This is a genomic window from Pseudorhodobacter aquimaris, from assembly GCF_001202025.1.
Classification (GTDB): Bacteria; Pseudomonadota; Alphaproteobacteria; order Rhodobacterales; family Rhodobacteraceae; genus Pseudorhodobacter; species Pseudorhodobacter aquimaris.
Window position 1 is genome coordinate 1 of the sequence record NZ_LGHS01000007.1, and the last position, 25,444, is coordinate 25,444.

At 57.0% G+C, this 25,444-nt stretch carries 25 protein-coding genes and 1 tRNA gene; 13 read left to right on the forward strand and 13 right to left on the reverse strand.

Annotation, left to right across the window (positions count from 1 at the left end; translation table 11 throughout):
• Positions 1–417 (reverse strand): helix-turn-helix domain-containing protein (locus AKU94_RS00485; RefSeq protein ID WP_157056340.1); only part of this gene is annotated, 417 nt, incomplete at its 3' end.
• A 122-nt stretch (positions 418–539) separates the two neighbouring features.
• Here AKU94_RS00485 and AKU94_RS00490 point away from each other — a divergent pair.
• From AKU94_RS00490 to AKU94_RS00500, 3 genes are all read left to right on the forward strand, one after another.
• Positions 540–1,052, forward strand: coding sequence for a helix-turn-helix domain-containing protein (locus tag AKU94_RS00490; RefSeq protein ID WP_050525414.1), 513 nt, complete (start codon positions 540–542; stop codon positions 1,050–1,052).
• 228 nt (positions 1,053–1,280) lie between these two features.
• On the forward strand, positions 1,281–3,071 hold the full coding sequence (locus AKU94_RS00495) for an ATP-dependent nuclease (protein WP_050525461.1): 1,791 nt from the start codon (positions 1,281–1,283) through the stop codon (positions 3,069–3,071).
• Positions 3,064–4,851, forward strand: a complete 1,788-nt coding sequence (locus tag AKU94_RS00500) for an ATP-dependent helicase (protein ID WP_083444868.1) — start codon at positions 3,064–3,066, stop codon at positions 4,849–4,851. The genes AKU94_RS00495 and AKU94_RS00500 overlap by 8 nt, the downstream gene beginning before the upstream one ends.
• 283 nt (positions 4,852–5,134) lie before the next feature.
• On the opposite strand, the gene AKU94_RS00505 is transcribed toward AKU94_RS00500, so the two are convergent.
• From AKU94_RS00505 to AKU94_RS00520, 4 genes are all read right to left on the reverse strand, one after another.
• Positions 5,135–5,211 (reverse strand) — tRNA-Arg (locus tag AKU94_RS00505).
• Between the two features lie 203 nt (positions 5,212–5,414).
• Positions 5,415–6,782, reverse strand: a complete 1,368-nt coding sequence (locus AKU94_RS00510) for a sensor histidine kinase (protein ID WP_083444869.1) — start codon at positions 6,780–6,782, stop codon at positions 5,415–5,417.
• A gap of 141 nt (positions 6,783–6,923) precedes the next feature.
• Positions 6,924–8,342, reverse strand: a complete 1,419-nt coding sequence (locus AKU94_RS00515) for a dihydrolipoyl dehydrogenase family protein (RefSeq protein WP_050525417.1) — start codon at positions 8,340–8,342, stop codon at positions 6,924–6,926.
• 3 nt (positions 8,343–8,345) lie between these two features.
• On the reverse strand, positions 8,346–9,089 hold the full coding sequence (locus tag AKU94_RS00520; RefSeq protein WP_050525462.1) for a TVP38/TMEM64 family protein: 744 nt from the start codon (positions 9,087–9,089) through the stop codon (positions 8,346–8,348).
• A 314-nt stretch (positions 9,090–9,403) separates the two neighbouring features.
• On the opposite strand from AKU94_RS00520, the gene rpmH reads away from it, so the two are divergent.
• The 8 genes from rpmH (at position 9,404) to yihA (ending at position 16,188) form a co-directional block, all read left to right on the forward strand.
• Entirely contained in the window at positions 9,404–9,538 is a 135-nt protein-coding gene (gene rpmH, locus AKU94_RS00525; protein WP_050525418.1) for a 50S ribosomal protein L34, read from the forward strand.
• A gap of 45 nt (positions 9,539–9,583) precedes the next feature.
• The gene (gene rnpA, locus AKU94_RS00530) at positions 9,584–10,024 is read left to right on the forward strand and encodes a ribonuclease P protein component (RefSeq protein ID WP_050525419.1); all 441 of its coding nucleotides are present in this window, start codon (positions 9,584–9,586) and stop codon (positions 10,022–10,024) included.
• Positions 10,021–10,260, forward strand: a complete 240-nt coding sequence (yidD, locus tag AKU94_RS00535) for a membrane protein insertion efficiency factor YidD (protein WP_050525420.1) — start codon at positions 10,021–10,023, stop codon at positions 10,258–10,260. The genes rnpA and yidD overlap by 4 nt, the downstream gene beginning before the upstream one ends.
• Positions 10,261–10,263: 3 nt before the next feature.
• Positions 10,264–11,103 (forward strand): tRNA 2-thiocytidine(32) synthetase TtcA, encoded by an 840-nt coding sequence (gene ttcA, locus AKU94_RS00540; protein WP_050525421.1) that lies wholly within the window; start codon positions 10,264–10,266, stop codon positions 11,101–11,103.
• 111 nt (positions 11,104–11,214) lie between these two features.
• The gene (locus AKU94_RS00545) at positions 11,215–12,774 is read left to right on the forward strand and encodes a putative bifunctional diguanylate cyclase/phosphodiesterase (protein WP_083444866.1); all 1,560 of its coding nucleotides are present in this window, start codon (positions 11,215–11,217) and stop codon (positions 12,772–12,774) included.
• 200 nt (positions 12,775–12,974) lie between these two features.
• A complete protein-coding gene (yidC, locus tag AKU94_RS00550) occupies positions 12,975–14,801 on the forward strand; it encodes a membrane protein insertase YidC (RefSeq protein WP_050525422.1) in 1,827 nt (608 codons plus the stop codon).
• Positions 14,798–15,538, forward strand: coding sequence for an MOSC domain-containing protein (locus AKU94_RS00555; protein WP_050525423.1), 741 nt, complete (start codon positions 14,798–14,800; stop codon positions 15,536–15,538). The genes yidC and AKU94_RS00555 overlap by 4 nt, the downstream gene beginning before the upstream one ends.
• Positions 15,535–16,188 (forward strand): ribosome biogenesis GTP-binding protein YihA/YsxC, encoded by a 654-nt coding sequence (gene yihA / locus AKU94_RS00560; protein ID WP_050525464.1) that lies wholly within the window; start codon positions 15,535–15,537, stop codon positions 16,186–16,188. Before AKU94_RS00555 ends, yihA begins: the two co-directional genes overlap by 4 nt.
• Before the next feature lie 3 nt (positions 16,189–16,191).
• Here yihA and AKU94_RS00565 read toward each other — a convergent pair whose 3' ends face one another.
• Positions 16,192–16,923, reverse strand: a complete 732-nt coding sequence (locus tag AKU94_RS00565; protein ID WP_050525424.1) for an SDR family NAD(P)-dependent oxidoreductase — start codon at positions 16,921–16,923, stop codon at positions 16,192–16,194.
• A 126-nt stretch (positions 16,924–17,049) separates the two neighbouring features.
• Between AKU94_RS00565 and argB the strand changes: the two genes are divergently transcribed.
• Both argB and AKU94_RS00575 read left to right on the forward strand, forming a co-directional pair.
• Complete coding sequence (argB, locus tag AKU94_RS00570; RefSeq protein ID WP_050525425.1) at positions 17,050–17,949, forward strand: acetylglutamate kinase; 900 nt, start codon at positions 17,050–17,052, stop codon at positions 17,947–17,949.
• Between the two features lie 80 nt (positions 17,950–18,029).
• Positions 18,030–18,536 (forward strand): SixA phosphatase family protein, encoded by a 507-nt coding sequence (locus AKU94_RS00575; RefSeq protein WP_050525426.1) that lies wholly within the window; start codon positions 18,030–18,032, stop codon positions 18,534–18,536.
• Between the two features lie 41 nt (positions 18,537–18,577).
• On the opposite strand, the gene AKU94_RS00580 is transcribed toward AKU94_RS00575, so the two are convergent.
• From AKU94_RS00580 to crcB, 7 genes are all read right to left on the reverse strand, one after another.
• The gene (locus AKU94_RS00580; protein WP_050525427.1) at positions 18,578–19,369 is read right to left on the reverse strand and encodes an amino acid ABC transporter ATP-binding protein; all 792 of its coding nucleotides are present in this window, start codon (positions 19,367–19,369) and stop codon (positions 18,578–18,580) included.
• 11 nt (positions 19,370–19,380) lie between these two features.
• Positions 19,381–20,670 (reverse strand): amino acid ABC transporter permease, encoded by a 1,290-nt coding sequence (locus AKU94_RS00585; RefSeq protein ID WP_050525428.1) that lies wholly within the window; start codon positions 20,668–20,670, stop codon positions 19,381–19,383.
• Position 20,671: 1 nt separating this feature from the next.
• A complete protein-coding gene (locus tag AKU94_RS00590) occupies positions 20,672–21,925 on the reverse strand; it encodes an amino acid ABC transporter permease (RefSeq protein WP_050525429.1) in 1,254 nt (417 codons plus the stop codon).
• Between the two features lie 133 nt (positions 21,926–22,058).
• On the reverse strand, positions 22,059–23,081 hold the full coding sequence (locus AKU94_RS00595) for an amino acid ABC transporter substrate-binding protein (RefSeq protein WP_050525430.1): 1,023 nt from the start codon (positions 23,079–23,081) through the stop codon (positions 22,059–22,061).
• Positions 23,082–23,315: 234 nt separating this feature from the next.
• A complete protein-coding gene (locus tag AKU94_RS00600; protein ID WP_050525431.1) occupies positions 23,316–24,023 on the reverse strand; it encodes an ATP12 family chaperone protein in 708 nt (235 codons plus the stop codon).
• On the reverse strand, positions 24,020–25,066 hold the full coding sequence (locus tag AKU94_RS00605) for an RluA family pseudouridine synthase (protein WP_050525432.1): 1,047 nt from the start codon (positions 25,064–25,066) through the stop codon (positions 24,020–24,022). The genes AKU94_RS00600 and AKU94_RS00605 overlap by 4 nt, the downstream gene beginning before the upstream one ends.
• Entirely contained in the window at positions 25,063–25,440 is a 378-nt protein-coding gene (crcB, locus tag AKU94_RS00610) for a fluoride efflux transporter CrcB (protein WP_050525433.1), read from the reverse strand. The genes AKU94_RS00605 and crcB overlap by 4 nt, the downstream gene beginning before the upstream one ends.
• Positions 25,441–25,444 lie beyond the last annotated feature (4 nt).

The following is a 25,444-nucleotide window of genomic DNA, read 5'->3' on the forward strand; positions in this document are numbered from 1 at the left end:
GTCCTCGCTCCAATCGAATTGAAACGCCTCGCCAGGCTGGAACACCAGCGGAACGAAGACCCCGCGGTCAGTCGTGTGATATGCGCGTTGCCGTTCACCCTTCCAGTCCCGCACAAAGGCCGCAACCCGCTCATATGAGCCATCAAAGCCAAGCTGCACCAGATCGGCATGCATCTGCTTGGCAGTCCGCCGCTCCTTGCGTGATTTGCGCTGCTCAGACAGCAACCAGGCTGTCAGCTTCTCAGCATACGGATCCAGCTTGCTCGGCCGGTCCGGTCTCTGAAACTCGGGCTCGACAATCCCAGCCCGCAGATACTTCTTGATCGTGTTGCGAGATACGCCTGTACGCCGCGCAATCTCGCGAATGGGCATCTTGTCTCGCAGCGCCCATTTCCGAATAACCCTCAAAAATCCCATGTCTACCACTCCAATAGCCCCCAGCTGAATCAAGCAGGGGCAAGGTTGCACATGGGTCAATTCTCAATGACAATTTCTGCTGTTGCCGGGTCAGTTCTCAGTGACAATCAACAGGTGAACGCTTGCGCGGTGAAGGGTTCGAGCTTGGTGCGACTGAGCGACAGCGTAGATTCCAAGAGCAGGCCCAAAAGCGCATGTTTTTCAACCGCTTTCAGTCTGACATCATCATCGAAGAACCTGTCGACGGCCTGGTGCCTCTGTTTCAGGAGGTCAAGTCTCTTGATCAGTTCGCAAAAAGACTAAAGATCACACGACGTGACGCCATTTACACTCTAAAAACGGCTGGGTTTGATGTTCTGGAAAGCATTGCGAAGGAATGGGAAAACGGTAAATCACTTAGAATCTTGAGCAAAAAGCATGGGCCGACGCCCCAGACGATATCCAAGTGGATCAAGTCTACCGGGCGCCAAATCAAGCCGCGAAATTCGAACGAGAAATATGATCGTGCCCGGATTAATGAGCTTTTTGATGACGGCTGGACGACAAACAAGATCGCGAAAGCCTTGAACCTCAGCTGGAACACGGTGCAAAAATGCAAGAAAAGTTGGTGGGAGGCTAGGCAAAGGCAGGCTTAACCGAGATTCGCTCCTGCGACCCGCTCTGACCGTCGATATCGGATACTGCGCCCAGCAGATTCGGTGGGAAGCGGTCATTCGCTGCGGAAGCGAATACTCTGCACTTTGGACGCGAAGCTGTCATTCGCGAACCTACTGGCACGTTCTCTGCGGGTGTATCTTTATCGAAATAAACGGTTAGGGTTGCAGGCATAGATCATCGGTAAGAACTTTAAATTGAGGTTTGGCGTGCATTTATCGCGTATAAAGATTGAGAATTTTCGGAACTTCGCCGACCTCGATGTGAGGTTGGGCGGCAATCTCGTCGTCGTGGGCGAGAACCGAGTCGGAAAGAGCAACTTACTTCATGCACTACGGCTGATTTTCGATCCGTCCCTTCCCGATAGCGCGCGGCAGCTTGGACTAGCGGACTTCTGGGATGGGCTCGAAGAGCTCACCAAGGAGGACAGGATACGGGTCAGCGTCGAGATCAAAGACTTTGAAAATGATCCCGACATCCTAGCGACGCTCACCGACTATCGGCTCGATGATGATCCCGAAACCGTTCGTCTGACCTACGAGCTTAGACCATTAGCCGATCTCGAAGGCGAGCCTGGGGCGGCCGAGGACTTCGAGTTCATTTGCTATGGCGGCGAAAGCGAGACGAAAACCTTCGGCCACAAGCTCAGACGGCGGATCACGATGGACGTCCTGCCAGCGCTTCGGGATGCCGAGAGCGACCTTTCCGTTTGGCAGAGATCGCCGCTGAGGCCGCTCATCGAAGAGGCGTTCAAGGGCGTTGACGCTGAAGAGCTTGCGGAAATCGGAGAGGTCATCGAAGAAGCGACGGCGAAGATCACGCAGTTTGATGAAGTTGCGGCGCTCGAAGAAAGCATTGCTGATCTCTTCAAAGAAATGAGCGGCGAAAAGCAAGATATCCATCCAAAGCTTGGCTTTACCCCGACTGACCCTGCACGGCTCTACCGCGCCGTGCGGCTATTGATCGACGAGGGTGAACGTGGGATTAGTGATGCCAGCCTCGGATCAGCTAACCTGGTTTTCCTCACGCTGAAGTTTCTCGAACTACGCAAACTCATCGAGGAAAATCACCGCGATCATACTTTCCTAGCGATTGAAGAGCCGGAAGCCCATTTGCATCCGCATCTTCAACGGTCGGTCTATCGTCACGTATTCACGGAAGCGCAGGAAGGCGGCGCGCCCCTTTCGATTATTTTGACGACGCACTCGCCGCACATCGCAAGCGTTGCGCCCTTACGATCCATCGTGCTGCTCAAGGACGAAGGGGATAATGGAACGAAAGGCTATGCAACGCAGTCGATTAGGCTTGCGGCGAAAGAAGTCGACGATATCGAGCGATACCTAGACGTTACACGCGCTGAAATCCTGTTCGCGCGCGGCGTTTTGCTCGTAGAGGGCGATGCCGAACGCTTTCTAATTCCTGCATTCGCAGAGGCCTTGGGCAAGTCGCTCGACGAACTCGGCATAACCGTCTGCTCGGTTGCGGGTACGAATTTCCGCCCCTACACTAAACTCTTGGTCGGTCTCGGCATCCCGTTTGCTGTCATCACCGACTGGGACCCAAGGGAGAAGAAGAGTCCACTTGGTTGGAATCGATCCCTGCGGCTCGTCGAAGACATAGAGACGCAGCGTACGGGGGATAAGCCTGAAGCACTGATCGCAGAGCTAGACGATCTCGATGATGCGGATGAATTCGCCACGCGCTGTGAAGAATACGGGATATTTTCAAACAAGAAGACACTAGAGGTTGACCTGTTTTCCGATGGTTTTGCCCCTGCAATTATTTCGGTCATGAACGAGTACAAGTTCAGTGCGTCGCGGAAGGAGAAAATTGAGTCCTGGGAAGCTGATCCGACCAAGCTTGACGCTGAAGAGCTGCTAAAAATGATCGATACCATTGGCAAAGGCCGGTTCGCGCAGCGAATGCTCTCTTATATCGATGGCATCGCCCCTCCAGGCTACATCAGCTGCGCCATAGAGTTCGTTGCTGATCGTGTCTAGTCGAGGGCTGTATCTTCGAGCCGCCGAGGAGCTTCGCCCGAATGAAGGCCAGTGGGCAGCGTATGAATCCGAAGGACACTGCGTTGTCATTGCTGGGCCAGGGAGCGGCAAGACGAAGACCCTGACCGTCAAACTTGCGCGCATTCTTTCAGAGGATGTGCATGAGCCGCGTGGCGTGGCCTGCATCACCTACAACAACGAGTGCGCACGTGAGTTAGAGCAGCGCCTCCAAACACTTGGCATCGAGGCAGGCGAAAGGGTCTTCATCGGAACGGTTCACTCCTTCTCCCTGACGCAGATCATTCTGCCCTATGCAAAAGTTGCTGGCATGGGGCTGCCCGACGATTTCCAAGTCGCATCCAACCGCGAGCAACGCGGTGCATTGGAACGTGCTTACGACCGTATCATCGCGGAAGGAGACGATCCGCACGCGCGCTGGAGGAATCAGCTTGACCGTTACCGCCGCCGTTACCTTGATCGCGACAGTCCCGAATTCTTGGAGACCGATGCCGTCCTGGCTGAACTCGTGCTGGCCTACGAAGAAGAATTGCGTGCGGCAGGGCTCATCGATTTCGACGATATGACACTACTATCGTTGCGCGCCCTTAAAGAGCACGAATGGCTTCGAGAGGCGATAAAGGCGAAGTATCCCGTCTTGATCGTGGATGAATACCAAGACCTCGGGCGCGCTCTTCACCATATGGTCATGGGCTTGTGCTTAACTACAGGTATCCGCCTCTTCGCGGTGGGCGATGTCGATCAGTCAATCTATGGCTTCACGGGCGCAGCACCCGGGCTGCTCCAACGCCTATCGGAGCGCGATAATGTCGAGAGCGTCAGGCTGCGCCTGAACTATCGCTGCGGCTCGGAGATCGTACGTGCATCACAATTCGCTCTTGGCGAAGAACGCGGTTACGAAGCCCCCGAAGACGCTGCCGAAGGCACGGTCTATTTTCACCCTCTTCAAGGAAGATACGAAGCACAAGCCGCATACGTTTTCGACACACTTCTGCCAGAAGCATTGGAGAGGCATCCCGATCTACAGCTGGGTGATGTCGCGATCCTTTACCCAGCGGCATGGCTCGGAAACATACTCGCCGAAGCCGCCGCCGAACGCGGCCACGCGACCATTCGAGCTGACAACCAGGCGATTTATCCGCGTTCCAGCCGCTTGATGCGCTGGCTTGAACAGAGCGCAACTTGGTGCTGCGATGGATGGAGATCAGGTAATCCGCGCTTTTCGCGGATCGTGGGTGAAGCCAATAGGATGTTTTCCGAGGCCTTGCCGACCGATGCAGCCCGCATGGAGTTCCAGAGAACCCTCTTAAGGCTCTTGTGGGAACGGCGCGACAGCACACTTAGCCTTCACGACTGGCTGGGCGCGCTGCGGCAAGAGCTTCTGGTCGAAGTCTTTAATCGTTCGCGAACACTCGTCGATGAGAGCGAGAAGCTTGACGATCTGATTGCAAAAACAGCGCCTGGAGAACCGCATGAAGGAATGAGTCTCGGCCAGTTTTGCGGGCATGGCGAGGGCAATAACCGCATCAACTTGACAACTCTGCACAGTTCGAAGGGCAGAGAGTTTCGGGTAGTCGTGATGTTCGGAATGGATGAGGGCGGCATCCCAAGAAAAAGGCCGAGTGAACGAGAGATCATGGAAGCGCGCCGCCTGTTTTATGTCGGGTTCACCCGCGCCGAAGAAGAAATTCACATTGTATGCACGAGGGATAAAGCCTCGCGTTTTGCAGTGGAGTTAGCGAAAAGGCTGAACGAAAAATAACCCAGCTTCCCAATTGGTATGCGTGAATGTCTGGATTAGCGTGCCGCATTGCAGCGACGAAAGCAATCGTCCAAGGCCGGATTGGGCCGTTTGCGCGCAAAACCAGCGCCGACATTGTATGCGACGCGTTCTGTGCATGGTCGTCCCAAAGATCTTGTAAGGCATCAAGTGGAGAGGAGTCGAACCGGACAATCGCGGTTTGGCCACAAACATCCGGTTCGCGGTGATTGGGTCGCTTTTTGACGCAAAAGCCAATTTCGCTTGACGTCTTACATAAGATGAATGGTGCACCCGGAGCGATTCGAACGCCCGACCCTCAGATTCGTAGTCTGATGCTCTATCCAGCTGAGCTACGGGTGCAGTGGGGGCGATGTACCGCCCCACGGCTCTGGGCGCAAGAGGTTAAAAGCAAAACTCTCGAAATTTCTGCGATCTTTTTTCTCCAGCGGTTACATTCAATAACTTTGCCCCCCGCCGATCATATGCAGCGGTGTATTTTCCGATCTCTCAAGACCTGTGGGGGTGGCCGCGACTGATACACGAGACGTTTGGCCCGTTACAAGTTACAAGTCGCCCGAACTGCCGTGTTGAGCAGTATCCTCCAAACCATCCGTCTTGGGCAAATGGATCACGAACTCGGTCCCGGCCTCGTCGCTGCGCAATAACTCCAGGCGCCCACCGTGGCCGCGCACCAGCTCAAAGGCGATTGCAAGCCCCAAGCCGGACCCCCCTTTGCGCGCACCCCCCTGAAAGGCAGTAAACAGATGCTCACGCGCACGGGGCGGCAGACCGGGGCCGGTATCACCGACCTTGATCCACCACTCGTCGTCCGTCTCGCCCGCCGAAACCTCTATGATGCCGCCTTGGCCCGCCACCTCCAAAGCCTGCATTGCGTTGCGCATCAAATTGGCCAGAACGCGGTATAATTGCTCGGCATCCGCCCGCAGGTTCATCCCCGCAGATATATCGACCAAACAGCTGACGCCCTGCCGCTCGCCCAATGCCTCGGCCTCTATCACCTCTTCGACCAAGGGCGCCAAGGCAAAGCGAGACAACCGCGGTGAGGGCTCTTCGGCCTTGCCAAAGGCCAATGTAGATTCGCACAAGGAAACCGCGCGGGAGATTGAGCCGACAAGCTTGGGCGCAATGCGGGTAACCACCGGATCGACGCTATGTTCGATTCTATCCGTAAATAGCTGGGCCGTCGTCAGGATATTACGCAGATCATGGCTGATTTTTGCAACAGCCGACCCAAGCTGGGCCAAACGCTCCTTCTGCCGCAGCGCCCCTGTCAGTTGCGTTTGCAGGCTTTGCAAGGCCTCTTCGGCCTCACGCACCTCGGCCACGCCCGAGGTCGGGGCGATGACGCGGCGGGCATCCTCGGGGGCATCAGCATAGAGCGTCATGTGCCGTACCACACGGCGAATGGGGACAACCAGCAAACGACGAACGGCAAAGAACAGCAGCGCAGCCGTCACCACCGAAATCAGTGCCGACAGCAGGAAAATCCGCAACCCGTAGTCGAGCATTGCCTGACGCAAGGGGGCCGTTGGCATGGTGACCTCAATCAGGAAACCCGCATCCTGTACCGGACGGCCAATCACACGAACGGTACGGTCCTGATTATCAATCAAAACCACCAAAGCATCTCGCATCAGGCGCAGCGGCGTTGCCACGCGCAAATCATGGGTAGCGATAACATCGCTGTCGACCGGAGAGGACAAAATCAGCTGCCGGATCTGATCACGCCAAAGTACCACGTTATACACATCAGCATTGGCCAGAAGCTCTGCCTCCAGCTCCGTGCTGATCATGCCATCGGTTGCCAGAAGAGCCAAAGAGGCGATCTGTGCTTTTTCCAGCCGCAATTGCAGGTAATCCTGACGAAACCGCGCAATGGAGGGTACGAAAATCAGCACCTCGGCCAGCATTACAAATACCACGGTCAGCAGTAAGAAACGCCCCGAAAGCGTGTTCAAAAAGCCGAACCGTTTTTGTGCCAAATCCGCACCTGCTTTCTTTTTTGTTCCGTTAGCCCGACGGGGGTAATCAATCCCTATCAGACACAAAATTCAAGGCAAGTAGCGCTGCACCAGCCCCACCACACGCTTTACCATTGGATTATCAAATAGCTTAGGCGAAAAATAGGCACCCGCCGCACGTTTGGACACTTCGGACAACGTTGGATAGGGCAAGACGGTTCCTGCAATCGCGCTGATTTTTATCTTGGCCGCAATGGCCATCGCCCAAAGCCCGATCAACTCACCTGCCTGCGCGCCCGCAATGGTGGCGCCAATGGGCCGCCCCTTGACCACCATCACCTTGATCAGGCCTTCGGTTTGATGCATCGCACGGGCGCGGTCGTTCTCGGCAAACTCGAACCGCAGCACGGTCAGCGCATCGCCATGGATCTTGCGGGCCTCGGCCTCGGTCGGGCCGACCTGGGCCAGCTCGGGGTCGGTATAGGTTGCCCAAGGGATATGCGCGGTGCTGGCCTTGAATGGCAGCCCAAAGAGCATCTGACGGATTACAATCCCCGCGTGATAGCCCGCAACATGGGTGAACTGAAGCCCCCCCGCCGCATCGCCCACCGCATAGACCTTGCGGTTGCTGGACCGCAGATCCGCGCCCACGGTTACCCCCTTGCGGGTAAATTCCACGCCCGCGGCCTCCAGCCCCAGACCCTCAACCGACACCTGCCGCCCCACCGCCATCAAAAGATGGGAGCCATGGACAACACGGCCGTCCTTGATCTCCACCTTGATCGCGCCCTCTTGCCCGCTGACACCTACAACCGGCGCGTCTTCCAGCACCTCGACGCCCTCGCGGCGCATCGCGGTCAGAACAACAGCCGCCGCCTCTGGGTCGTCACGACCAAAGGCCTTGGCCCCTTCGACCACCGTCACCTTACAGCCAAGCCTGCGGTGCGCCTGTGCCATTTCCATCCCGATCGGGCCACCGCCGATCACGATCAGATGATCAGGCCGCTCCCGTTGGGCAAAGATCGTCTCATTCGTCAGATAGGGCACCCCATCAATGCCGGGAATGGGCGGCACAAAGGGGCGTGAGCCTGTGGCCACCACAAAGCGGCGCGCCTTGATGCGGTACTCGCCGGCCTCAACCGCATCAGGGCCGGTAAATTTGGCCCAAGCCCGAATGACCCGCACACCCAGCCCTTCGAACCGTTCCTGACTGTCCAGCGGGGCGATTCCGGCGATCACCTGCGCCACGTGATCCTTGACCGCGCCAAAATCCACCTCTGGCGTAACGGGTGCAATGCCGAACGCGGCGCCCGTGGTCATTGCATGGGCATGCTTTGCCGATGCAATCAACGCTTTGGAAGGAACACAGCCCGCATTGAGGCAATCCCCGCCCATCTCTCCGCCCTCAATCAGCACGACCCGCGCGCCCATCTGCACAGCACCCGCCGCAATCGACAGCCCGCCAGAGCCTGCTCCGAGGATACAGATATCGGTTTCAATCATTTCCATGGGTCAGCCTGCTTTCCTGCGGTAAATTTTCAAAAGGATCGGGAGCGCAGAAAGCGCCGCCAGCCCCAGAATTGGCCCCAGCACATGCGGGGCAAAGATAATCGACAGGTTCGGGGTCTCTCCGCGCGCGAAAACCGCGCCCAGCCCTGCCCCGACCGAGGTATAGACCAGCCCACCGGGCATGATGCCAAGGAAGGTCGAAATCGCAAAGCGTGACAGTTTGGTTCCCACAAAGGCCGGCACCAGATTGGCAAGGAAAAACGGCACCACCGGCACCAGCCGCATCAGGAACAGCACCGACCATTCATTTTCACGCAAGCCCGCCTGAAGCTTGGCCACCGCGCCACCCTTGCCCTCAACCTGTTGCGAAAAGCGTGCGCCAAATCCGCTGCGGGCCGCCAGAAAAATCGCAATCGCGCCGATGGTCGCACCCGTCACATTGAACAGGACCCCCGGAAAGGTCCCGAACAGAAATCCACCCGTCAGCGTGGCAATCAAAGCCCCCGGCAACGAGAACGCCACAAGAAGCGCATAGGCGGCCACAAAGCCAAGTGCTGCAAGCAAGTAATGGGCATCGCGGTAGGCAATCAGGGCTTCGCGGTTCGCCGCAAGCGCCTCAAAGCTGATGAGATCGCCCAAAAAGAACGCCCCCATTGCCGCAACGGCCAGAATGATCAGAATCGGCATCTTTCGCGCCCATCCCGCTTTGGTATTTGGTTGTATCTGGCCCTCGGGCATATTTATCATCATCTTCTCCGGCGATTTGCCCTAATTAGCTTTGAAGCAAGATGCGGAATATATTGCACCTGCGATACCCCTCTCACGCGGCGTTGATTGGTTCTGACAGATTCGGCATCCAGGGGCGCCCTATTGAAACATTTCACCCGCGAATGCGGCAAAAAACGAAGGGTTGGCCGGAAATGTTGCAGAAAATGCCCCCCAGCCGAATTGACTTGGGCCAATCGGATGCGTAAAGGACGGGCTTGGAATAAGCGCAACGGATCGGTTTTTGGCGAATCCCGCCTGAATGCCCGTTGTTGAACATGTGATGGAGAACCGCGATGAAGCGTACCTTTCAACCGTCGAACCTGGTCCGCACGCGGCGCCACGGTTTCCGCCTGCGTATGTCGACCAAAGCTGGCCGTTCTATCTTGAACCAGCGCCGTGCCAAAGGCCGCAAGAAGCTTTCGGCCTAATAGGCCGGGGTGTGTTTGCGCCCCGCTTTTTGAAGGACAGATAACATGATACCGCCGAAGGCACAGGGAAACGGCAGCGATGCCCAAACCCCACAGCCATCGGCGGTACTGTCATGCGCAAATCCTGTCACCAAAACGCCCGAAACTTTGCGCCAGCGTTCGGATTTCTTGCGCGCAGCCTCTGCCCGCCGCCAAGCCGCCCAAGGGTTCTTGCTTCAGGCGCGCGCACGTGGGGATGACAGCAACGGTATGCGGGTTGGCTTCACCTGCTCCAAGAAAATCGGCAATGCGGTGGCGCGCAACCGTGCGAAACGACGGCTGCGCGAAATTGCGCGGGCCGTTCTGCCCGAGCTGGGGCAGCCCGGCTGGGATTATGTCCTTGTCGGACGCCCCAAGGTGACGATCGACCGGGACTTTGCGGATCTCTTGAAGGATCTGGAAACCGCCTTGGCACAGATCCACGCCCCTCGGAAGCCGCGGAAATGACACCGCTTGCCCATGTGTTCGCCCTGCCCGTTCGTGCTTACCGTTTGCTGCTAAGCCCATGGGTCGGCCACGGCTGCCGGTTTCAACCAACATGCTCGGCATATGCGATGGAAGCGCTGGAAAAGCACGGCGGGGTCAAGGGCGGTTATCTGGCCGCGCACCGCATTTGCCGTTGTCATCCTTGGGGCGGTGATGGCTATGATCCTGTGCCGGACAAGACCCCAAAGCGAGGCTGAGCGATGCTGGACAAAATCGACGACATTCACCCGCTTTTCCATGGCGCGCCCAAGACCACCGAGTTCAAGAAACTGCGCAAACGTATCGTGCAAAACATGCGCGAGGCTATTGAGGTCTACGGCATGGTCCAACCCGGCGCGCGCTGGCTGGTTTGCCTGTCAGGCGGCAAGGACAGCTATACCCTGCTGGCCATTCTGCATGAACTGAAATGGCGCGGGTTATTGCCGGTTGAGCTGCTGGCCTGCAATCTCGATCAGGGGCAGCCCGGATTTCCGGCGACGGTCCTGCCGGAGTTCCTCTCGCGGATGGGGGTCGAACATCGCATCGAATATGCCGACACCTATTCCATCGTCATGGATAAGATCGCACCGGGAGGCACGATGTGTTCGCTCTGTTCGCGGTTACGGCGCGGAAATCTTTACCGAATCGCCCGCGAAGAGGGGTGTTCAGCGGTGGTTTTAGGGCATCATCGCGACGATATGTTGGAAACTTTGTTCATGAATCTGTTCCACGGGGGGCGATTGGCGACCATGCCGCCCAAGCTGTTGAATGAGGATGGCGACCTTTTGCTTTTGCGGCCCCTCGCGCTTGTCGCAGAGGCGGATTGCGAAAAATTCGCCTCAGGGATGCAATATCCGATTATTCCCTGTGATCTTTGCGGCAGTCAGGACGGGCTGTTGCGCCAACAGGTAAAGGCGATGCTGGATGAATGGGAGGCGCGCAGCCCCGGTCGCCGCCAGATCATGTTCCGCGCATTGCAAAATGCCAACCCGTCCCATTTGCTTGACCCGACGCTCTTTGATTTCGCGTCACTGGCGCCCCTTGCGAAAAAAGATAGGTAGAATTCTTCACAACTTACAGGCGAGCGTTAACCTTCCACTTAGCCTGTCCGCCTTAGCTTCAGATATTACAGGGGCCAAAGCTCTGTTGCTGATGACCAAGGGGACACGTGCATGCCGAGACCGCAACAACAACTGACCGCCGTTTCCAGGCCCAGCCTCACCGCGCGCGTAAAGCCTTGGCTACGTCGGCCGGAGCTTTTGGTTTTTTTGCCTGCCATCTCTCTCTTTGCCTATTGGGTGGGTGGGGAGTCTATCATGATGATGACAGCCTTGGGGCTGCCTCTGATCTTTCTTTTTGCAGGTGTTCTGCGCGGCACTGACAGCTTTGGCCTGACCAGTATCGATCCCCCCGGCAGCCTCCCACATCGGCCCCAGATCACGAAGTTTCTCGATCACGCCTTGCAAGAGGCTGATATCACAGGCCGGACAACCGCTTGTTTTGTTATTCAATTCGACGACGTGGACGAACTCTTGGACCGTCACGGTCGCGCGGTCCAGACCGAGGTCCTGATGCGCAGCGCCGAACGACTGTACGCCGCCTTACGGGACGGTGATACCGTCGCACGTCTGGAGGGCGGTGGCTTTGCGGTCGCACTTGCGCCCATGCGGCGCGTGGATTTGGAAGGGATGATTCAAGTCGCCGCGCGTCTGCAAGAGGCGTTGACCCCTCCCATCAGCATCGACGCAGCACGGCTTTATGTAAATTGCTCGATCGGCTTTTGCCTGGGGCCAAGATCGCCCCAGCCGAACGGCGCGGCCCTCTTGGATGCAGCACAGGTCGCTGCTGATGAGGCGCGGCGTAACGGCCCCAATGCAATCCGCGCCTATGTGCCCGGCATGGCCCGCAAACGCTCTGACCGTGATGCCCTGCGCAATGAATTGGAACGCGCAATGGATAACGGCGACATTCGCCCCCATTACCAACCACAGATTTGCACAGATACGGGCGAAATCTCGGGGTTTGAGGCGTTGGCACGTTGGCACCATGCCGAGCGCGGCATCATTCCACCGTCCGAATTCCTTCCCGCCATCGAAGAAGCCGGACTAAGTGAACGTCTTGGCGAGGTCATGCTTTATAACGCTTTGGCGGCCTTGGTCAGTTGGGACAAAGCCGGATTGAATGTGCCAAATGTCGCCGTCAACTTTTCGGCAGAAGAGCTACGCAATCCGCGTTTGACGGAAAAGTTGAAATGGGAACTGGACCGTTTTGATCTCACCCCGGAGCGGCTGTGCATCGAAATTCTGGAAACCGTGATCGCCGAGACCGATAATGACGTGATTGTCCGTAACATTCTGGAACTTTCAAAGCTCGGCTGTGGAATCGATCTGGATGATTTCGGGACTGGCCACTCCTCAATCACCAACATCAGACGTTTTGCAGTACGCCGGATCAAAATTGATCGCAGTTTTGTTCGCAAGGTGGACGAGGATCGCGATCAACAAAAACTGGTCTCGGGCATTTTGTCTCTGGCAGAACGGATGGGATTGGAAACACTGGCAGAAGGCATCGAGACCGCAGGAGAACATGCCATGCTGGCACAGCTTGGCTGTGGTCATGTCCAGGGCTTTCTGATCGCCAGGCCAATGGCATTCGAGGCCACGCAGGACTGGATTGCCCAACACCAGTCGCAACGCGCGACCCTCCCGCAAATCGGGACACGGACCCGTTAAGGCCGCGCTCCCCGGCGTACTGTCAGTGACCGGAACAATCGGCCGCCCGACCCCACGCCTGGCCCGGTTGGCCCGTCAATAGCTGATTTACGGACGGATTCGAAGGCGAAGAGGTCAAATCTGGGGAAAAGCCCTTGACCTTTGCCCCCCCCTATCGTTGAACCACCGCTGAACCTGAACAGGAACGGTGTGGGTCCCAGATGGACGATCAGAACAAAAATCTCATCCTCGCAACAGCCCTCAGTTTCCTTGTGATTCTGGCGTGGTTTGTGTTTTTTCCACCCGCAGAGCCGGTCGTTGATCCCAACGCGCCCGCCGCAGTCACAACGGCGACAGAGGCAATTACCCCGCCTGCGGATTCGGTTGCGACATCCGAAACGGCAGCGGCTGCGGAAAAGGCACAAGCCCCGCGCCTTGCCATAGACACGCCGCGGCTCAAAGGTACGATTTCCTTGTTGGGGGGGCGTATCGATGATTTGGCGATGAGCAGCTACCAAGAGACGATTGACCCTGCCTCCAAGATTGTCACTCTGCTCTCACCCGTTGGTCAGCCACATGCATATTATGCGCTTTACGGCTGGACCCCGGCCGGAAATCTCGGCTTTGAGGATGTGCCTGGTGCGAATACGCTTTGGTCACAGGTCGGAACCAATACACTGACCCCCGAAACGCCGATCACCCTGCAATGGGACAACGGCAAGGGGCTGGTGTTCAAACGTATTCTTTCGGTTGACGATCGCTATATGTTCAACGTCGAACAAACCGTCGAAAACCAGACAGGTGCCGAGGTTCGTCTGGCACCTTACGGTATCGTCGCGCGGCATGGCATCCCCGATGACCTCGAAGGGTTTTACCTGAGCCATGAAGGCATTGTGCAGCGAACCGACGGCACTTTGGAAGAAATAAAGTACAAGGCCGCAGCAAAGCTTCCGTTGGTAGAACGTGAAGCCGCATTGGCCGAAGTGAACCAGGCGACAACAGACGGCTGGATCGGTTTTACTAGTAAATACTGGATGACCGCGCTGATCCCCGAACAGGGCAAGCCTTTCACCGCTGTCGCGAAATATGTCCCAAGCGCCGATATTTTCCAAACCGAAACCCGCCAACCGCTGGTCAGTGTTGCACCCGGTGCCACCTCAACGACCAACTCGCGGTTGTTCGCCGGCGCCAAAGAATGGGAGACCCTGCGTAACTACGAAAAGACCGGTGGTATCGCAGGTTTCATCGATGCAATCGACTGGGGTTGGTTCTTCTTCTTTACCAAACCGATTTTTGCTGTCTTGCATTGGTTGCATGCGATTATCGGCAACATGGGGCTTGCGATTATCGCTCTGACCTTCCTGCTCAAGGCGCTGGTGTTCCCGCTTGCCTATAAGTCCTACGTGTCGATGGCACGGATGAAGGAATTGCAGCCGGAAATGGAGGCATTGAAAGAGCGCGCTGGCGAAGACAAGCAGAAGCTCCAGAAAGAGATGATGACGCTCTATAAGGAAAAGAAGGTCAACCCCGCTGCGGGCTGCCTGCCGATCCTGATCCAGATCCCGATCTTCTTCTCGCTCTACAAGGTGATCTTCGTTACGCTGGAACTGCGTCACGCGCCCTTCTTTGGCTGGTTGAACGACCTTTCGGCCCCCGACAGCTCGTCGATCTTCAACCTGTTCGGCGTCTTGCCTTGGGCCGCACCAGAGCCGGGAACAATGATGGCGTTGATCTTTATCGGAGTGCTGCCTTTGCTGTTGGGGATCTCGATGTGGTTGCAGCAAAAGCTGAACCCGACACCGACAGATGCGACACAGGCAATGATTTTTGCCTGGATGCCATGGGTATTCATGTTCATGCTCGGTAGCTTTGCCAGCGGCTTGGTTGTTTACTGGATCACCAACAACGTGATCACATTCACCCAGCAGTTCATCATCATGAAAAGCCACGGTCATACACCCGATATTTTCGGGAACATCAAGGCCGGCTTTACCCGCAAACCCAAGGTGGCCGCGGCTGTCGACACCAAGAAACCGGGTAAAAAATGACAAGGCGGCTGGCTCGCATTTGCCGCCACCCGATCAAGGCACACGGACGCGAGGATCTCGCGTCCGTTCTGCTTTCGGCTGGGGCCTGTCTTCCAGGGGATCGCCGCTGGGCTGTCGCACATGAGGCGGCGAAACTGCGTCCCGGATGGAACCCTTGCAACAACTTTCACCGCGGCGCCAAGGCCCCTCAGCTTATGGCCATCACCGCAGAGCTACGGGGCGATGCTGTCACTTTGCATCACCCACAGCGCCCTGACTTGACATTCCGTCCCGATGATCCTGCTGATCTTCCCGGCTTTCTGGCTTGGATCGCACCGATTTCACCAAAGGAACGCGCACAGCCGACACACATCGTTTCGGCGCAGATGGGCATGACGGATAGCGCATTTCCATCTGTTTCGATCCTGTCGACCAGCGCGTTGACCGCCTTGTCTGACCGCATGAACACCCCCCTGTCAGCTGATCGTTTTCGCGGCAACCTCTGGCTGGATGGCGTTGAACCCTTTACCGAGTTTGATTGGATCGGACGTGATATTACGATTGGCGACGCCGTCCTGACGATCAAAGAGCGCATCACCCGTTGCCGCGCCACGATGACCAACCCCGAAACCGGGCAGGTTGATGCAGACACATTGACCGCGCTGAAAACCGGCTATGGACATCAGGATTTTGGCGTCTATGCAGTGGTGAAACAGGGTGGCACAATCACCCTAAACGATGAGTGGAGCCTGTCGTGACCCAACTTCCTTTTCCCCTTGCCGAAGAACCCGAAGCCGAGGCGCGTGAGGCGGGTCGGCTGCTTTTTGCGGGCAATGTCGATTTCGTCAAAGGTGTGGTTGCCATGTCCGGCATGCCGCCTGCCGACCGGGTGGAGGTTTGCTTTGCAGGTCGCTCCAACGTTGGGAAATCAAGCCTGATCAATGCGTTGACGGGGCGCAAAAACATTGCACGCGCGTCCAACACCCCTGGGCGGACACAAGAGATCAACTATTTTGCCCTTGGCACCCAGCGCTATTTGGTCGATTTGCCGGGCTATGGTTATGCCGCCGCCCCGCTTCCGGTTGTTGCCAAATGGCAGGCCCTTTTGAAAAGCTATCTTTCCGGTCGCCAAACCCTGCGCCGCGCCTTTGTGCTGATCGACGGACGCCACGGGGTTAAGGACGTGGACCATGAGATCATGACCCTTCTGGACCGATCGGCCGTTACCTTTCAGGCTGTGATGACCAAAGCCGACAAGATCAGCAAGGCAGAGCTGAACCAAAACATTGACCAAACCCGCGCCGCATTGGCAAAACACCCTGCGGCCTTTCCCGAATTGATCGTGACCTCTTCGGAAAAGGGCAGCGGAATCGAAACTTTGCGCGCCACCATCGCCACGCTGGAATAGCGATCAGACGTGCTGCGCGCCGTTGACCTCTATTTCCGTGCCGGAGATATAGCTCGACTGCGGCGAGCACAGGAACCAGATCGCATCGGCCACCTCTGACGGCTGGCCCAGACGGCGCAGCGGCAGTTGTTCCACAATCTTTTCCGTGCCGGGGCTGAGGATGGCGGTTTCCACCTCACCGGGGGCAATTGCATTGACCCGCACCCCCATCGGCCCGAAATCATGCGCCATCTCACGGGTCAGCGCGGCCAGGGCAGCCTTGGATGTGGCATAGGCCGCGCCCGCAAAGGGATGCACCCGTACGCCCGCAATGGAAGTCACATTCACAATTGCGCCTTTTGCCGCGACCAGCTCGGCTTGCAACCCGCGGGCAAGAACAACGGAGGCAAAAAAATTAACGTGGAAGACCTGCCCCCATGTCATCAAATCTGTCGTAAGCGTGTTCAACCGCGCGCCCCCCTCCCCTTTCGGAGAGATCCCTGCGTTATTGACCAACGCGTCAAGCCTGCCATTCACCTTTTCCCGAATCACCTCAATCGCAGCGATTGTCTTGCTAGGATCCGCCAGATCAATCTGGATATGGTTCTCTTCGCCACCCGGCCACGGGCAGCGAGGATCAAACGGCTGGCGCGAACAGGTCAGTACCCGCCATCCTTCGGCAGAGAATCGTTTTACCGTGGCGTGGCCGATCCCGCGGCTTGCCCCCGTTAAAACCAGTGTTTTCTGCTCGGTCATCCCGTGTCTCCCTTAGCGTTCTGGCCACAGATTAAGCTTATGCGCGGAAGGTGCAAGCACTCCTCTGGCCACTTGGCACGGCGGCGTAAAACCGTTACCAAAAGTAAACCCAGAACGGACCCAGCCATGAAAAAGCAGTTACTTAATATGCGAGATTCCATTGCCACCGCCCGCACCTTGAATGAGGCGCTTCCGTATTTGCAGCGTTATTCGGGTGCGACCGTCGTTGTGAAATTCGGCGGCAATGCGATGGGCGACGACGACGCGATGGAGGAATTCGCCCAAGACATCGTCTTCATGCGTCAGGTTGGCCTGAACCCAGTGGTCGTGCATGGCGGCGGGCCGATGATCAACAGCCTGTTGGCCAAGCTGGGCATCAAGTCCAAATTTCTGCGCGGCAAGCGTGTCACAGATGCGGCCACGGTCGAGGTGGTAGAAATGGTCCTCTCGGGGCTGGTCAACAAGCGGATCGTACAGGCATTGAATGATGCGGGCGGGCGGGCTGTCGGGATTTCCGGCAAGGATGATGATCTGATGGTCTGCGACTATGACGACCCGGAGCTGGGATTTGTCGGGCGCCCCCGTGATATGCGCGTGCAGGTCTTGCACGATTTGTTCAAGGCGGGGATCATCCCGGTTGTGGCGCCGGTTGCCCCCGGTGACAATGGCGAAACCTTTAACGTCAACGGCGATACTGCCGCAGGGGCCATCGCCGGTGCGCTTAAGGCGGATCGTTTGCTGCTGTTGACCGATGTCGCCGGGGTAAAGGATGCGGATGGTGCCGTGATCACCCAACTTACCACACAAGAGGTGCGTGATCTGACAGACCAAGGCGTGATCTCGGGCGGGATGATCCCCAAAACGGAAACTGCGCTGATGGCAATCGAACAAGGGGTGCGCGCCGTGGTCATCCTCGACGGGCGCATCCAGAATGCGTGTTTGCTGGAGCTATTTACGGATCACGGTGCGGGTTCTTTGATCCGGTCCCCCAACACGCCAGCGCGCGTCACAGCCAGCGATGGTTAAGCGGCGGGTCGTGCTTGCCCCCTTGCCTGCGCTTGTGCAACAGTATTGTGACACACTGTTGATCACAAGAGGCAATAAGCATGACCAAACGCCTGATCCTGACCCGTCACGCCAAATCGAGCTGGGACGACCCGCTGATGTCCGACCATGATCGCCCGCTCAATGACAGGGGCAATATGGCCGCAGCCGACCTTGGCCAATGGCTTGCCTCGCGCGGCTATATTCCGGGGGAGGTGCTTTGCTCTGACGCGCTGCGCACGCAAGAAACCTATGCTCGTATCGCCGCAGAAATAACCGATCCTGCTGCGGTGACATTGAAGCCAGCGCTATATAATGCCGGGCCGGATGTTCTGCTTGCGGTGCTGCGCAAGGCCACTGCCGACACCGTAATGATCGTCGCGCATAATCCAGGCATCGCAGAATTCGCGGCCCGGTTGGTGGCGCGTGCACCTGCCAATACCGAATTTCACCGCTATCCCACGGGCGCCACGCTGGTTGTTGATTTTACCGAAGACGATTGGAAGGACGTGGCTTTTGGCGCAGGGGCCACGCTGGATTTTGTAATCCCGCGTGAAATAGCCGCCTGACCTACCAACAAACCCAGCCCATCGGCTGGGTTTGTTGCTGTCTAGTGACCCAAGATCTGGCTTAGGAACAATTTGGTGCGATCCGACTGCGGATTGTTAAAGAAGTCATGCGGGTTGTTTTGCTCCACAATCTGGCCTTGGTCCATAAATATCACGCGGTTGGCCACAGCCTGCGCAAAGCCCATCTCATGGGTTACACAGATCATCGTCATGCCCTCCTCGGCCAGCTCGATCATCGTGTCCAAGACCTCTTTGATCATCTCGGGGTCCAGCGCGGATGTCGGCTCATCAAACAACATGATCCGCGGCTTCATGCAAAGAGAGCGCGCGATGGCGACCCGCTGCTGCTGCCCGCCCGAAAGCATACCGGGGAATTTATGCGCCTGCTCTGGGATCTTTACCTTTTCGAGGTAATGCATCGCCACCTCTTCGGCCTCTTTCCGGGGGGTTTTGCGCACCCAGATCGGGGCCAAGGTCAGGTTCTCCAGAATGGTCAGATGCGGGAACAGATTAAAGTGCTGAAACACCATCCCCACCTCTGACCGCACCTTGTCGATGTTTTTCAGATCACTTGTCAACTCGGTTCCGTCAACGATGATCTGACCTGTCTGGTGTTCCTCCAGTCGGTTGATACAACGGATAAGCGTCGATTTCCCCGAGCCAGAGGGGCCGGCGATCACGATCCGCTCTCCCTGATTTACCGTCAGATCAATATCGCGCAGCACGTGAAATGTGCCGTACCACTTGTTCATTTTCGAAATCTGAATCGCCACCTCATCGCTTACCTGCATGTGGCTGCGATCAACTGTACGTTCTGCCATGGTCTCTTGCATAGCGGGCTCCTTTAGCGGTGATCGGTTTTCAGCTTGCCTTCGAGGTATTGCGAATACCGGGACATGCCGAAACAGAAGAGGAAGAAACAAAGCGCGATAAAGGCGTAGAGTTCCCATATGATGCCATTCCAATTGCTATCCGCCCGGATCGCATTGGACAGCCCGATAGGGTCCAGAATGCCGATGAACACAACCAGCGTGGTATCCTTGAACAGCCCGATAAAGGTGTTCACGATCCCCGGAATGGAAATTTTCAACGCCTGAGGCAACAGGATAAGCCGCTGTGCCTTCCAGTAATCAAGGCCAAGCGCATCCGCCGCCTCATACTGGCCACGTGGCAGAGCGGCAAAGCCCCCGCGCACGACCTCGGCCATATAGGCCGCGGCAAACAGCGTTACCATGATGATAACCCGCAAGATGATGTCGAAATTCGTTCCCGGTGGCAGGAAGTAGTTCAATAGCAAGCTGGCCGTGAACAGCAAGGTGATCAGCGGCACGCCGCGGATAAACTCGATAAAACCGACGCAAATCCATCTGACCAGCGGCATATCCGATTGACGCCCCAGTGCCAGTAAAATTCCGATCGGCAGCGACAGCGCAATACCTGTGACCCCGATGATAATGGAGATCATGAAACCACCGAAATCATCCGACCGGATATAGGGCAGCGCCACCGGTACGACCGAGGCAACCAGATCCCCCAAAGGACCCGCAAGCAACAGCCACCAGATAACAGCCGCCACAACCGCACCAACCACGGCCACCACACCCGAAACCTGCTGCAACGCCCTGAAAGCGACATAGGCAACCACAAAGCCCAGCATCGCAAAGACCGAATACCAGATGCTTCCGCCCCAAAGCAGCCAGAAGGCCAGCGCCGGAAAGATCGCGGAAAACCACATCATCTTGCGTGGCAACCCGCCAAACAAGACCGGCGCAATCGCCACCAACATCAAAAAGAAAGTGATCGTCGGGCGCCAGTATTCCTCGGCGGGGTAAAACCCGAAAATGAGCTGGTGCCAACGGTCCTTGATAACCCCCCAACAGGCGCCGCTTTGTCCCGCAAGGATCTCGCGGCATTCGGCCAGAGAATCAGCATTCCAGATGGAGTTTTTGAACCAGGGCCCCAAATGGACCGCCAGAAAATAAAGCACCGCAATGCCCAACAGCGTCAGAAGCGTATTGACCGGCCCCGAGAACAGGTTTTCCCGCACCCAACGCATTGCCCCGACCTGACTGCTTGGCGGGGTTTGTTCCGGCAACATTTCCGTACGGACGAAAGAGATCATTTTATCACTCATATCAACGCTCCTTCAATTTCACGGCACTGTTGTACACATTCATCCCGCCAGAGATGACCAGGCTGATGACCAGATATGTCAGCATCATCAACAACATACTTTCCAGCTCTCGTCCGGTCTGGTTCAGCGTGATACCGCCTAGCGTGGCCCGAAGGTCCATGTAGCCCACCGCAAGCGCCAGCGAGGTATTCTTGGTGATATTGAGATATTGCGAAATCAACGGCGGAATAATCACCCGCAGGGCCTGAGGCAAAACCACAAGTGACATTGTCCGCCCCGGCCGCAAACCAAGGGCAAAGGCCGCCTCAGATTGCCCGCGCGACACCGCAAGGATGCCGGACCGTACGTTCTCGGCAATAAACGCGCCGGTATAGACCGTAAGCGCCAGCCACATCGCAATGAAGGAGTTGCGGATGTAACCACCGCCTTGAAAGTTGAACCCCTTCAGCGCCGGATATTCCAGATGGGCCCCCATCGCCATCAAGGCGATAGTCAAAGGCAATGTCAGAATCAAAAGTGATTTCCACCACGTCGTCGGGCGGATGCCGGTTGCTTCCTGTTGTTTCAACGCATCGCTCTGCAACTTGCGGTATCCCCAGATGCTGCCAATAAGGACGAGCAAAAGGATAAAGTAGTTGGTACTGACGGTGATCAGCCCCAAGTTTACATCGCCAAGGCTGCGCCCGAACAGCAGGCTTGGGATATATGTGCCACGGTTGGTCACCGCAACACTGTCAAACAAAAGCATCGACGCGCTTGGCGTTTCACCGCGAAAGGCATTCGGCGCGGGTGTAACCTCGGTCAGAACCGCGAATATGACGATAATCCAAAGCAAAAGCGGCACATTGCGAAACAGTTCCACATAGACCGTCATCAGTTTAGACACGATCCAGTTTTTTGAGAGCCGCAAAACCCCCGCGATGACCCCGATCACCGTGGCAGTGACACAGGCACAAAAGGCCAGCACCAGCGTATTTAAAAGTCCGACAATCCAGGCGCGCAAATGGCTGCTGTCATTGGTATAATCGACCAGCCGCTGATTGATATCATACCCGGCACGCATACCAAGAAAGCTGAAATCAATGTCTTTGCCCTTTTCGGCAAGGTTCGTCAAAGTGTTATCCACCAACCAGGCAAAGCCTGCCATGAACAGAAACAGAAAGACTATCTGGATGGTTATTGATCGGTAGCGTGTATCATAGATGAGCATGCTCAGCCGGAATGAGGCACCCGGAATTTCTGACGATGTCGCCATTATATTCTCCCTGTGTCCGGTCCGGCGCGTTTTCGCGCTCTGATGCCGGTGGGCCAGCCCTCAGCATTACCAGACATTCGATTGTTTCAAAAAAGGGCGCACCTGAAGGTGCGCCCTCTTCTATCGTTGTACCTTACCGGAAAGGTGGGGAGTACTGCAGGCCACCTTGGGTCCACAGCGCGTTCAGGCCACGTGCCAGACCGATCGGGGTGGATTCGCCGATATTGGCCGCGAAAATCTCGCCATAGTTGCCACCGGCAGAAATCGCGCGCTTGGCCCATTCCTTGTCCAAGCCGATCATCGCGCCCAGATCATCGTCAGAGGCCCCGAGGATACGGTTGATTTCCGGGTTGGCGGTGCCCTTGGACAGCTCTTCGATATTGGCGGACGTAATGCCAAGCTCTTCTGCTGCGACCAAAGCGTTCATCGTCCAGCGAACGATATCGCCCCATTGGTCATCCCCATGCGCCACCAAAGGCCCCAGGGGCTCTTTGGAGATGATCTCGGGCAGAACGGCGTGGTTTTCCGGATCGGCAAAGGTCGCACGCGTCGCGGCAAGGCCCGAAGCATCGGTGGTGTATACATCGCATGCGCCGGCCAGATATTGCTGCTGCGCCTCGGCGTTGGTCTCGATCGGAACCGGCTCATAGGTCATGTTGTTGGCTTTGAAGTAGTCAGCCAAGTTCAGCTCGGTCGTGGTGCCGGTCTGGATACAAACAGTCGCACCATCAAGCTCCTTGGCCGAAGAAACGCCAAGCGCCTTATTCACCATAAAGCCCTGACCATCGTAATAGTTGACACCCGCAAAACTAAATTTCAGGTCGGCGTCACGGCTCATGGTCCAGGTCGTGTTCCGCGTCAAAATATCGATTTCACCCGATGCAAGCGCGGAGAAACGGGTTTGACCGGTGGTGCTGGTAAACTTCACCTTGTTCGGGTCGCCCAACACAGCCGCGGCAACCGCGCGACAAATCGCAACGTCAAAGCCCTGCCATTCACCCGTCGAATCGGGTGCCGAGAAACCGTTGACACCGGTCGACACGCCACAGTGCAATTCACCACGGCCCTGGACCTCTTCCAATACGGTCGCAGATGCGGCGCCGGCAACCAAGGTCGTGGCGGCAGCCATCGCTCCAACAAATACGGTTTTCTTCATTTAATACCTCTTCCTGATTGCCGCCCAGTTTCAGGCGGTATTTTTTTGCTCCCTAGCCCCTGTTGAGGACAAACTGATAACAAAATCCCTGCCTCAGTTTAAGGCAGTTTCCCCCGAACCTCTTTAAAAGGTCAAGCGGAACCCTACGAAACCCGACAAAAACCATGATTTTATCAGTTCATTCAACGTATTTAGGAATTTGTCATCGTCATAGCGGGGCTTCTTGCAAGATTGTTACCCACACAATTCAAAAAACCGCGCCGCATGGGAAATACTCTCGCGTTTCAGTGCCTCGAATGCGGCGGCCTCATCATCGACACCCCACAAGCCTGATTGCCAATCCTCATCTATGCGCGACAAGGCAAAACCCTCATCCGGCGTCAGATGCCCCCGCGCGATGGCAAGTCCCAGCACCAATGACCCCGAAATCGCGACCAGATCATGAAAAGCCGCAAGCTGAAACGGTGTCAGCGCATGGACGGCCTCCGTCAGGGATGCACCACATTCGGGGGGTTGCTCTATCGGCATCAGGCCCCGCGTCACCCTCAGTCTGGCCCCGAAAGTTTGCGCTGTCCAGTCCAGCAACGGGTCCCAGGCCTGCGCCTGACGGGCCACCAGTTCCTGTGGCGCATCCGCGCGGTAGCACAGCAAATCCGACCCGCCATAGGCCGCCAGCATATCCGCCACAGCGGCAAATTGCGGCGCGACCTTGTCCAGCGCGGAATTAGCCGTGCGAGTATAGGGCATGGTTTCGGGGCGCACGAGATCCTCTTGCGCCTGCCATTCCCGCGCGACTTCCTGCGCCAAGGCCATGCTTGGCACCCAAAACGCGGTCTTGCCCGGTGTTTTTAAAACCCGCCCGTCGAGCGTCACAGTATAGCCTTGTTCAGCCACAACCGCTTCTGCCTCTTTCCAGAACCGTTTTGGCGCCCAACTGCTCATGCATTGCCCCCAAACGGATCGGCGGGCACATCATTAACGCCCCAATCAAGCGCCTTCCACGTCCGCGCCATATGGTCCGGCAAAGGTGCGGTAAAGGTCATCATCTTCTTGGTGATCGGATGTTCTATCGTCAAAGATCGTGCGTGCAGATGCAATTTGCGGCTAACCTCCCCGCCGATCGACGCGCCCCAGCCATCGCCCTGATTTTCCGCACCGGAGCCGCCGTATTTCCCGTCGCCAAGGATCGGGTGACCCAGCTCGGCCATGTGGGCGCGCAACTGGTGGGTGCGGCCTGTCACCGGCTCCAGCGCCATCCACGACAGACGCGTGCCAAGGAACCACAGCACAAAGAAATCCGTATGGGCGCGCTTGGCATCGGGGTAGTCATTCATCTTGGCAGGATGAACGCAAATCATCTTTTCGCCCTCACCGCCCCGGCCCCTGCCGCCCGATTTCATCAAACCGTATTTGATGGAGCCCTTGCGCGGCGTCGGCACGCCTGCGACCGCGGCCCAGTAAATCTTGCGCGTATTGCGGTGTCGCAAAGCCTCTGACAGGGCGCGGGCAACGCGGTCGGTGCGGGCCAGCATCAACAGCCCCGAGGTGTCCTTGTCCAGACGGTGTACCAGCTTGGGCCGGTCCTTGTAGCCGAATTTCAACGCCTCGGTCAGCCCGTCAACATGGCGGTCACCCTGCCCCGAACCGCCCTGACTGGGCAGGCCCGGCGGCTTGTTGATGATGATCAGATGCTCATCCTTAAAGACCACACAAGATTGGATCATCTTTTCATCAGCAGCCGTAATCCGCCCCGCGGTGGGACGCGAGGGCGCGTCAGCCTTGGGCAAAGGCGGCACACGAATTTCCATCCCCGGCGCCACACGGTCCGAGGCCTTGGCCCGTCCGCCATCGACCCGCACCTGCCCCGTGCGGCACAGCTTTTCAACCGCCCCTTGGGTCAATTGTGGAAAGCGCCGCTTGAACCAGCGGTCAAGGCGCTGCTCGCCCTCATCCACCGACACGGTCAATAGTTTTACCGCACTCATGCCAGTATCCCCCGCATTGTTAAAATTCCTGCAATCAAAGCCGCGATCGACACGATGACCGAGCCGAACACATAGGCCCCGGCCAAGGCCCCCTGTCCGCGTTCCCATAGGGTAAACGCATCCAACGAAAAGGCCGAAAAGGTGGTAAACCCGCCCAAAAGCCCCGTCATCAACAAGGGTGCATAGCGCATGCCCCCCTTATGCGCCAATGAGACCACCAGCACCCCCATCAGGAACGACCCGACAATATTGACCAGAACCGTGCCATAGGGGAACCCCGGCCCGATCCAGCGCATGACTGCGGTATTCGTCAGATAGCGGGCCGAAGCCCCCAAGGCACCACCAAGCGCCACTTGAAAAAGCGTTATCATCATCGCC

Bases quoted from the DNA above. Each gene is read 5' to 3' on its own strand.
- AKU94_RS00595 (WP_050525430.1), bottom strand. From the start codon at position 23,081: ATGAAGAAAACCGTATTTGTTGGAGCGATGGCTGCCGCCACGACCTTG.
- AKU94_RS00520 (WP_050525462.1), bottom strand. From the start codon at position 9,089: ATGATAAATATGCCCGAGGGCCAGATACAACCAAATACCAAAGCGGGA.
- AKU94_RS00515 (WP_050525417.1), bottom strand. From the start codon at position 8,342: ATGGAAATGATTGAAACCGATATCTGTATCCTCGGAGCAGGCTCTGGC.
- argB (WP_050525425.1), top strand. From the start codon at position 17,050: ATGAAAAAGCAGTTACTTAATATGCGAGATTCCATTGCCACCGCCCGC.
- AKU94_RS00585 (WP_050525428.1), bottom strand. From the start codon at position 20,670: ATGAGTGATAAAATGATCTCTTTCGTCCGTACGGAAATGTTGCCGGAA.
- crcB (WP_050525433.1), bottom strand. From the start codon at position 25,440: ATGATGATAACGCTTTTTCAAGTGGCGCTTGGTGGTGCCTTGGGGGCT.
- AKU94_RS00575 (WP_050525426.1), top strand. From the start codon at position 18,030: ATGACCAAACGCCTGATCCTGACCCGTCACGCCAAATCGAGCTGGGAC.
- AKU94_RS00580 (WP_050525427.1), bottom strand. From the start codon at position 19,369: ATGCAAGAGACCATGGCAGAACGTACAGTTGATCGCAGCCACATGCAG.
- AKU94_RS00590 (WP_050525429.1), bottom strand. From the start codon at position 21,925: ATGGCGACATCGTCAGAAATTCCGGGTGCCTCATTCCGGCTGAGCATG.
- AKU94_RS00545 (WP_083444866.1), top strand. From the start codon at position 11,215: ATGCCGAGACCGCAACAACAACTGACCGCCGTTTCCAGGCCCAGCCTC.
- AKU94_RS00605 (WP_050525432.1), bottom strand. From the start codon at position 25,066: ATGAGTGCGGTAAAACTATTGACCGTGTCGGTGGATGAGGGCGAGCAG.
- AKU94_RS00510 (WP_083444869.1), bottom strand. From the start codon at position 6,782: ATGCTGGCCGAGGTGCTGATTTTCGTACCCTCCATTGCGCGGTTTCGT.
- AKU94_RS00565 (WP_050525424.1), bottom strand. From the start codon at position 16,923: ATGACCGAGCAGAAAACACTGGTTTTAACGGGGGCAAGCCGCGGGATC.
- rnpA (WP_050525419.1), top strand. From the start codon at position 9,584: ATGATACCGCCGAAGGCACAGGGAAACGGCAGCGATGCCCAAACCCCA.
- AKU94_RS00600 (WP_050525431.1), bottom strand. From the start codon at position 24,023: ATGAGCAGTTGGGCGCCAAAACGGTTCTGGAAAGAGGCAGAAGCGGTT.
- ttcA (WP_050525421.1), top strand. From the start codon at position 10,264: ATGCTGGACAAAATCGACGACATTCACCCGCTTTTCCATGGCGCGCCC.
- AKU94_RS00555 (WP_050525423.1), top strand. From the start codon at position 14,798: ATGACAAGGCGGCTGGCTCGCATTTGCCGCCACCCGATCAAGGCACAC.
- rpmH (WP_050525418.1), top strand. From the start codon at position 9,404: ATGAAGCGTACCTTTCAACCGTCGAACCTGGTCCGCACGCGGCGCCAC.
- yidC (WP_050525422.1), top strand. From the start codon at position 12,975: ATGGACGATCAGAACAAAAATCTCATCCTCGCAACAGCCCTCAGTTTC.
- yidD (WP_050525420.1), top strand. From the start codon at position 10,021: ATGACACCGCTTGCCCATGTGTTCGCCCTGCCCGTTCGTGCTTACCGT.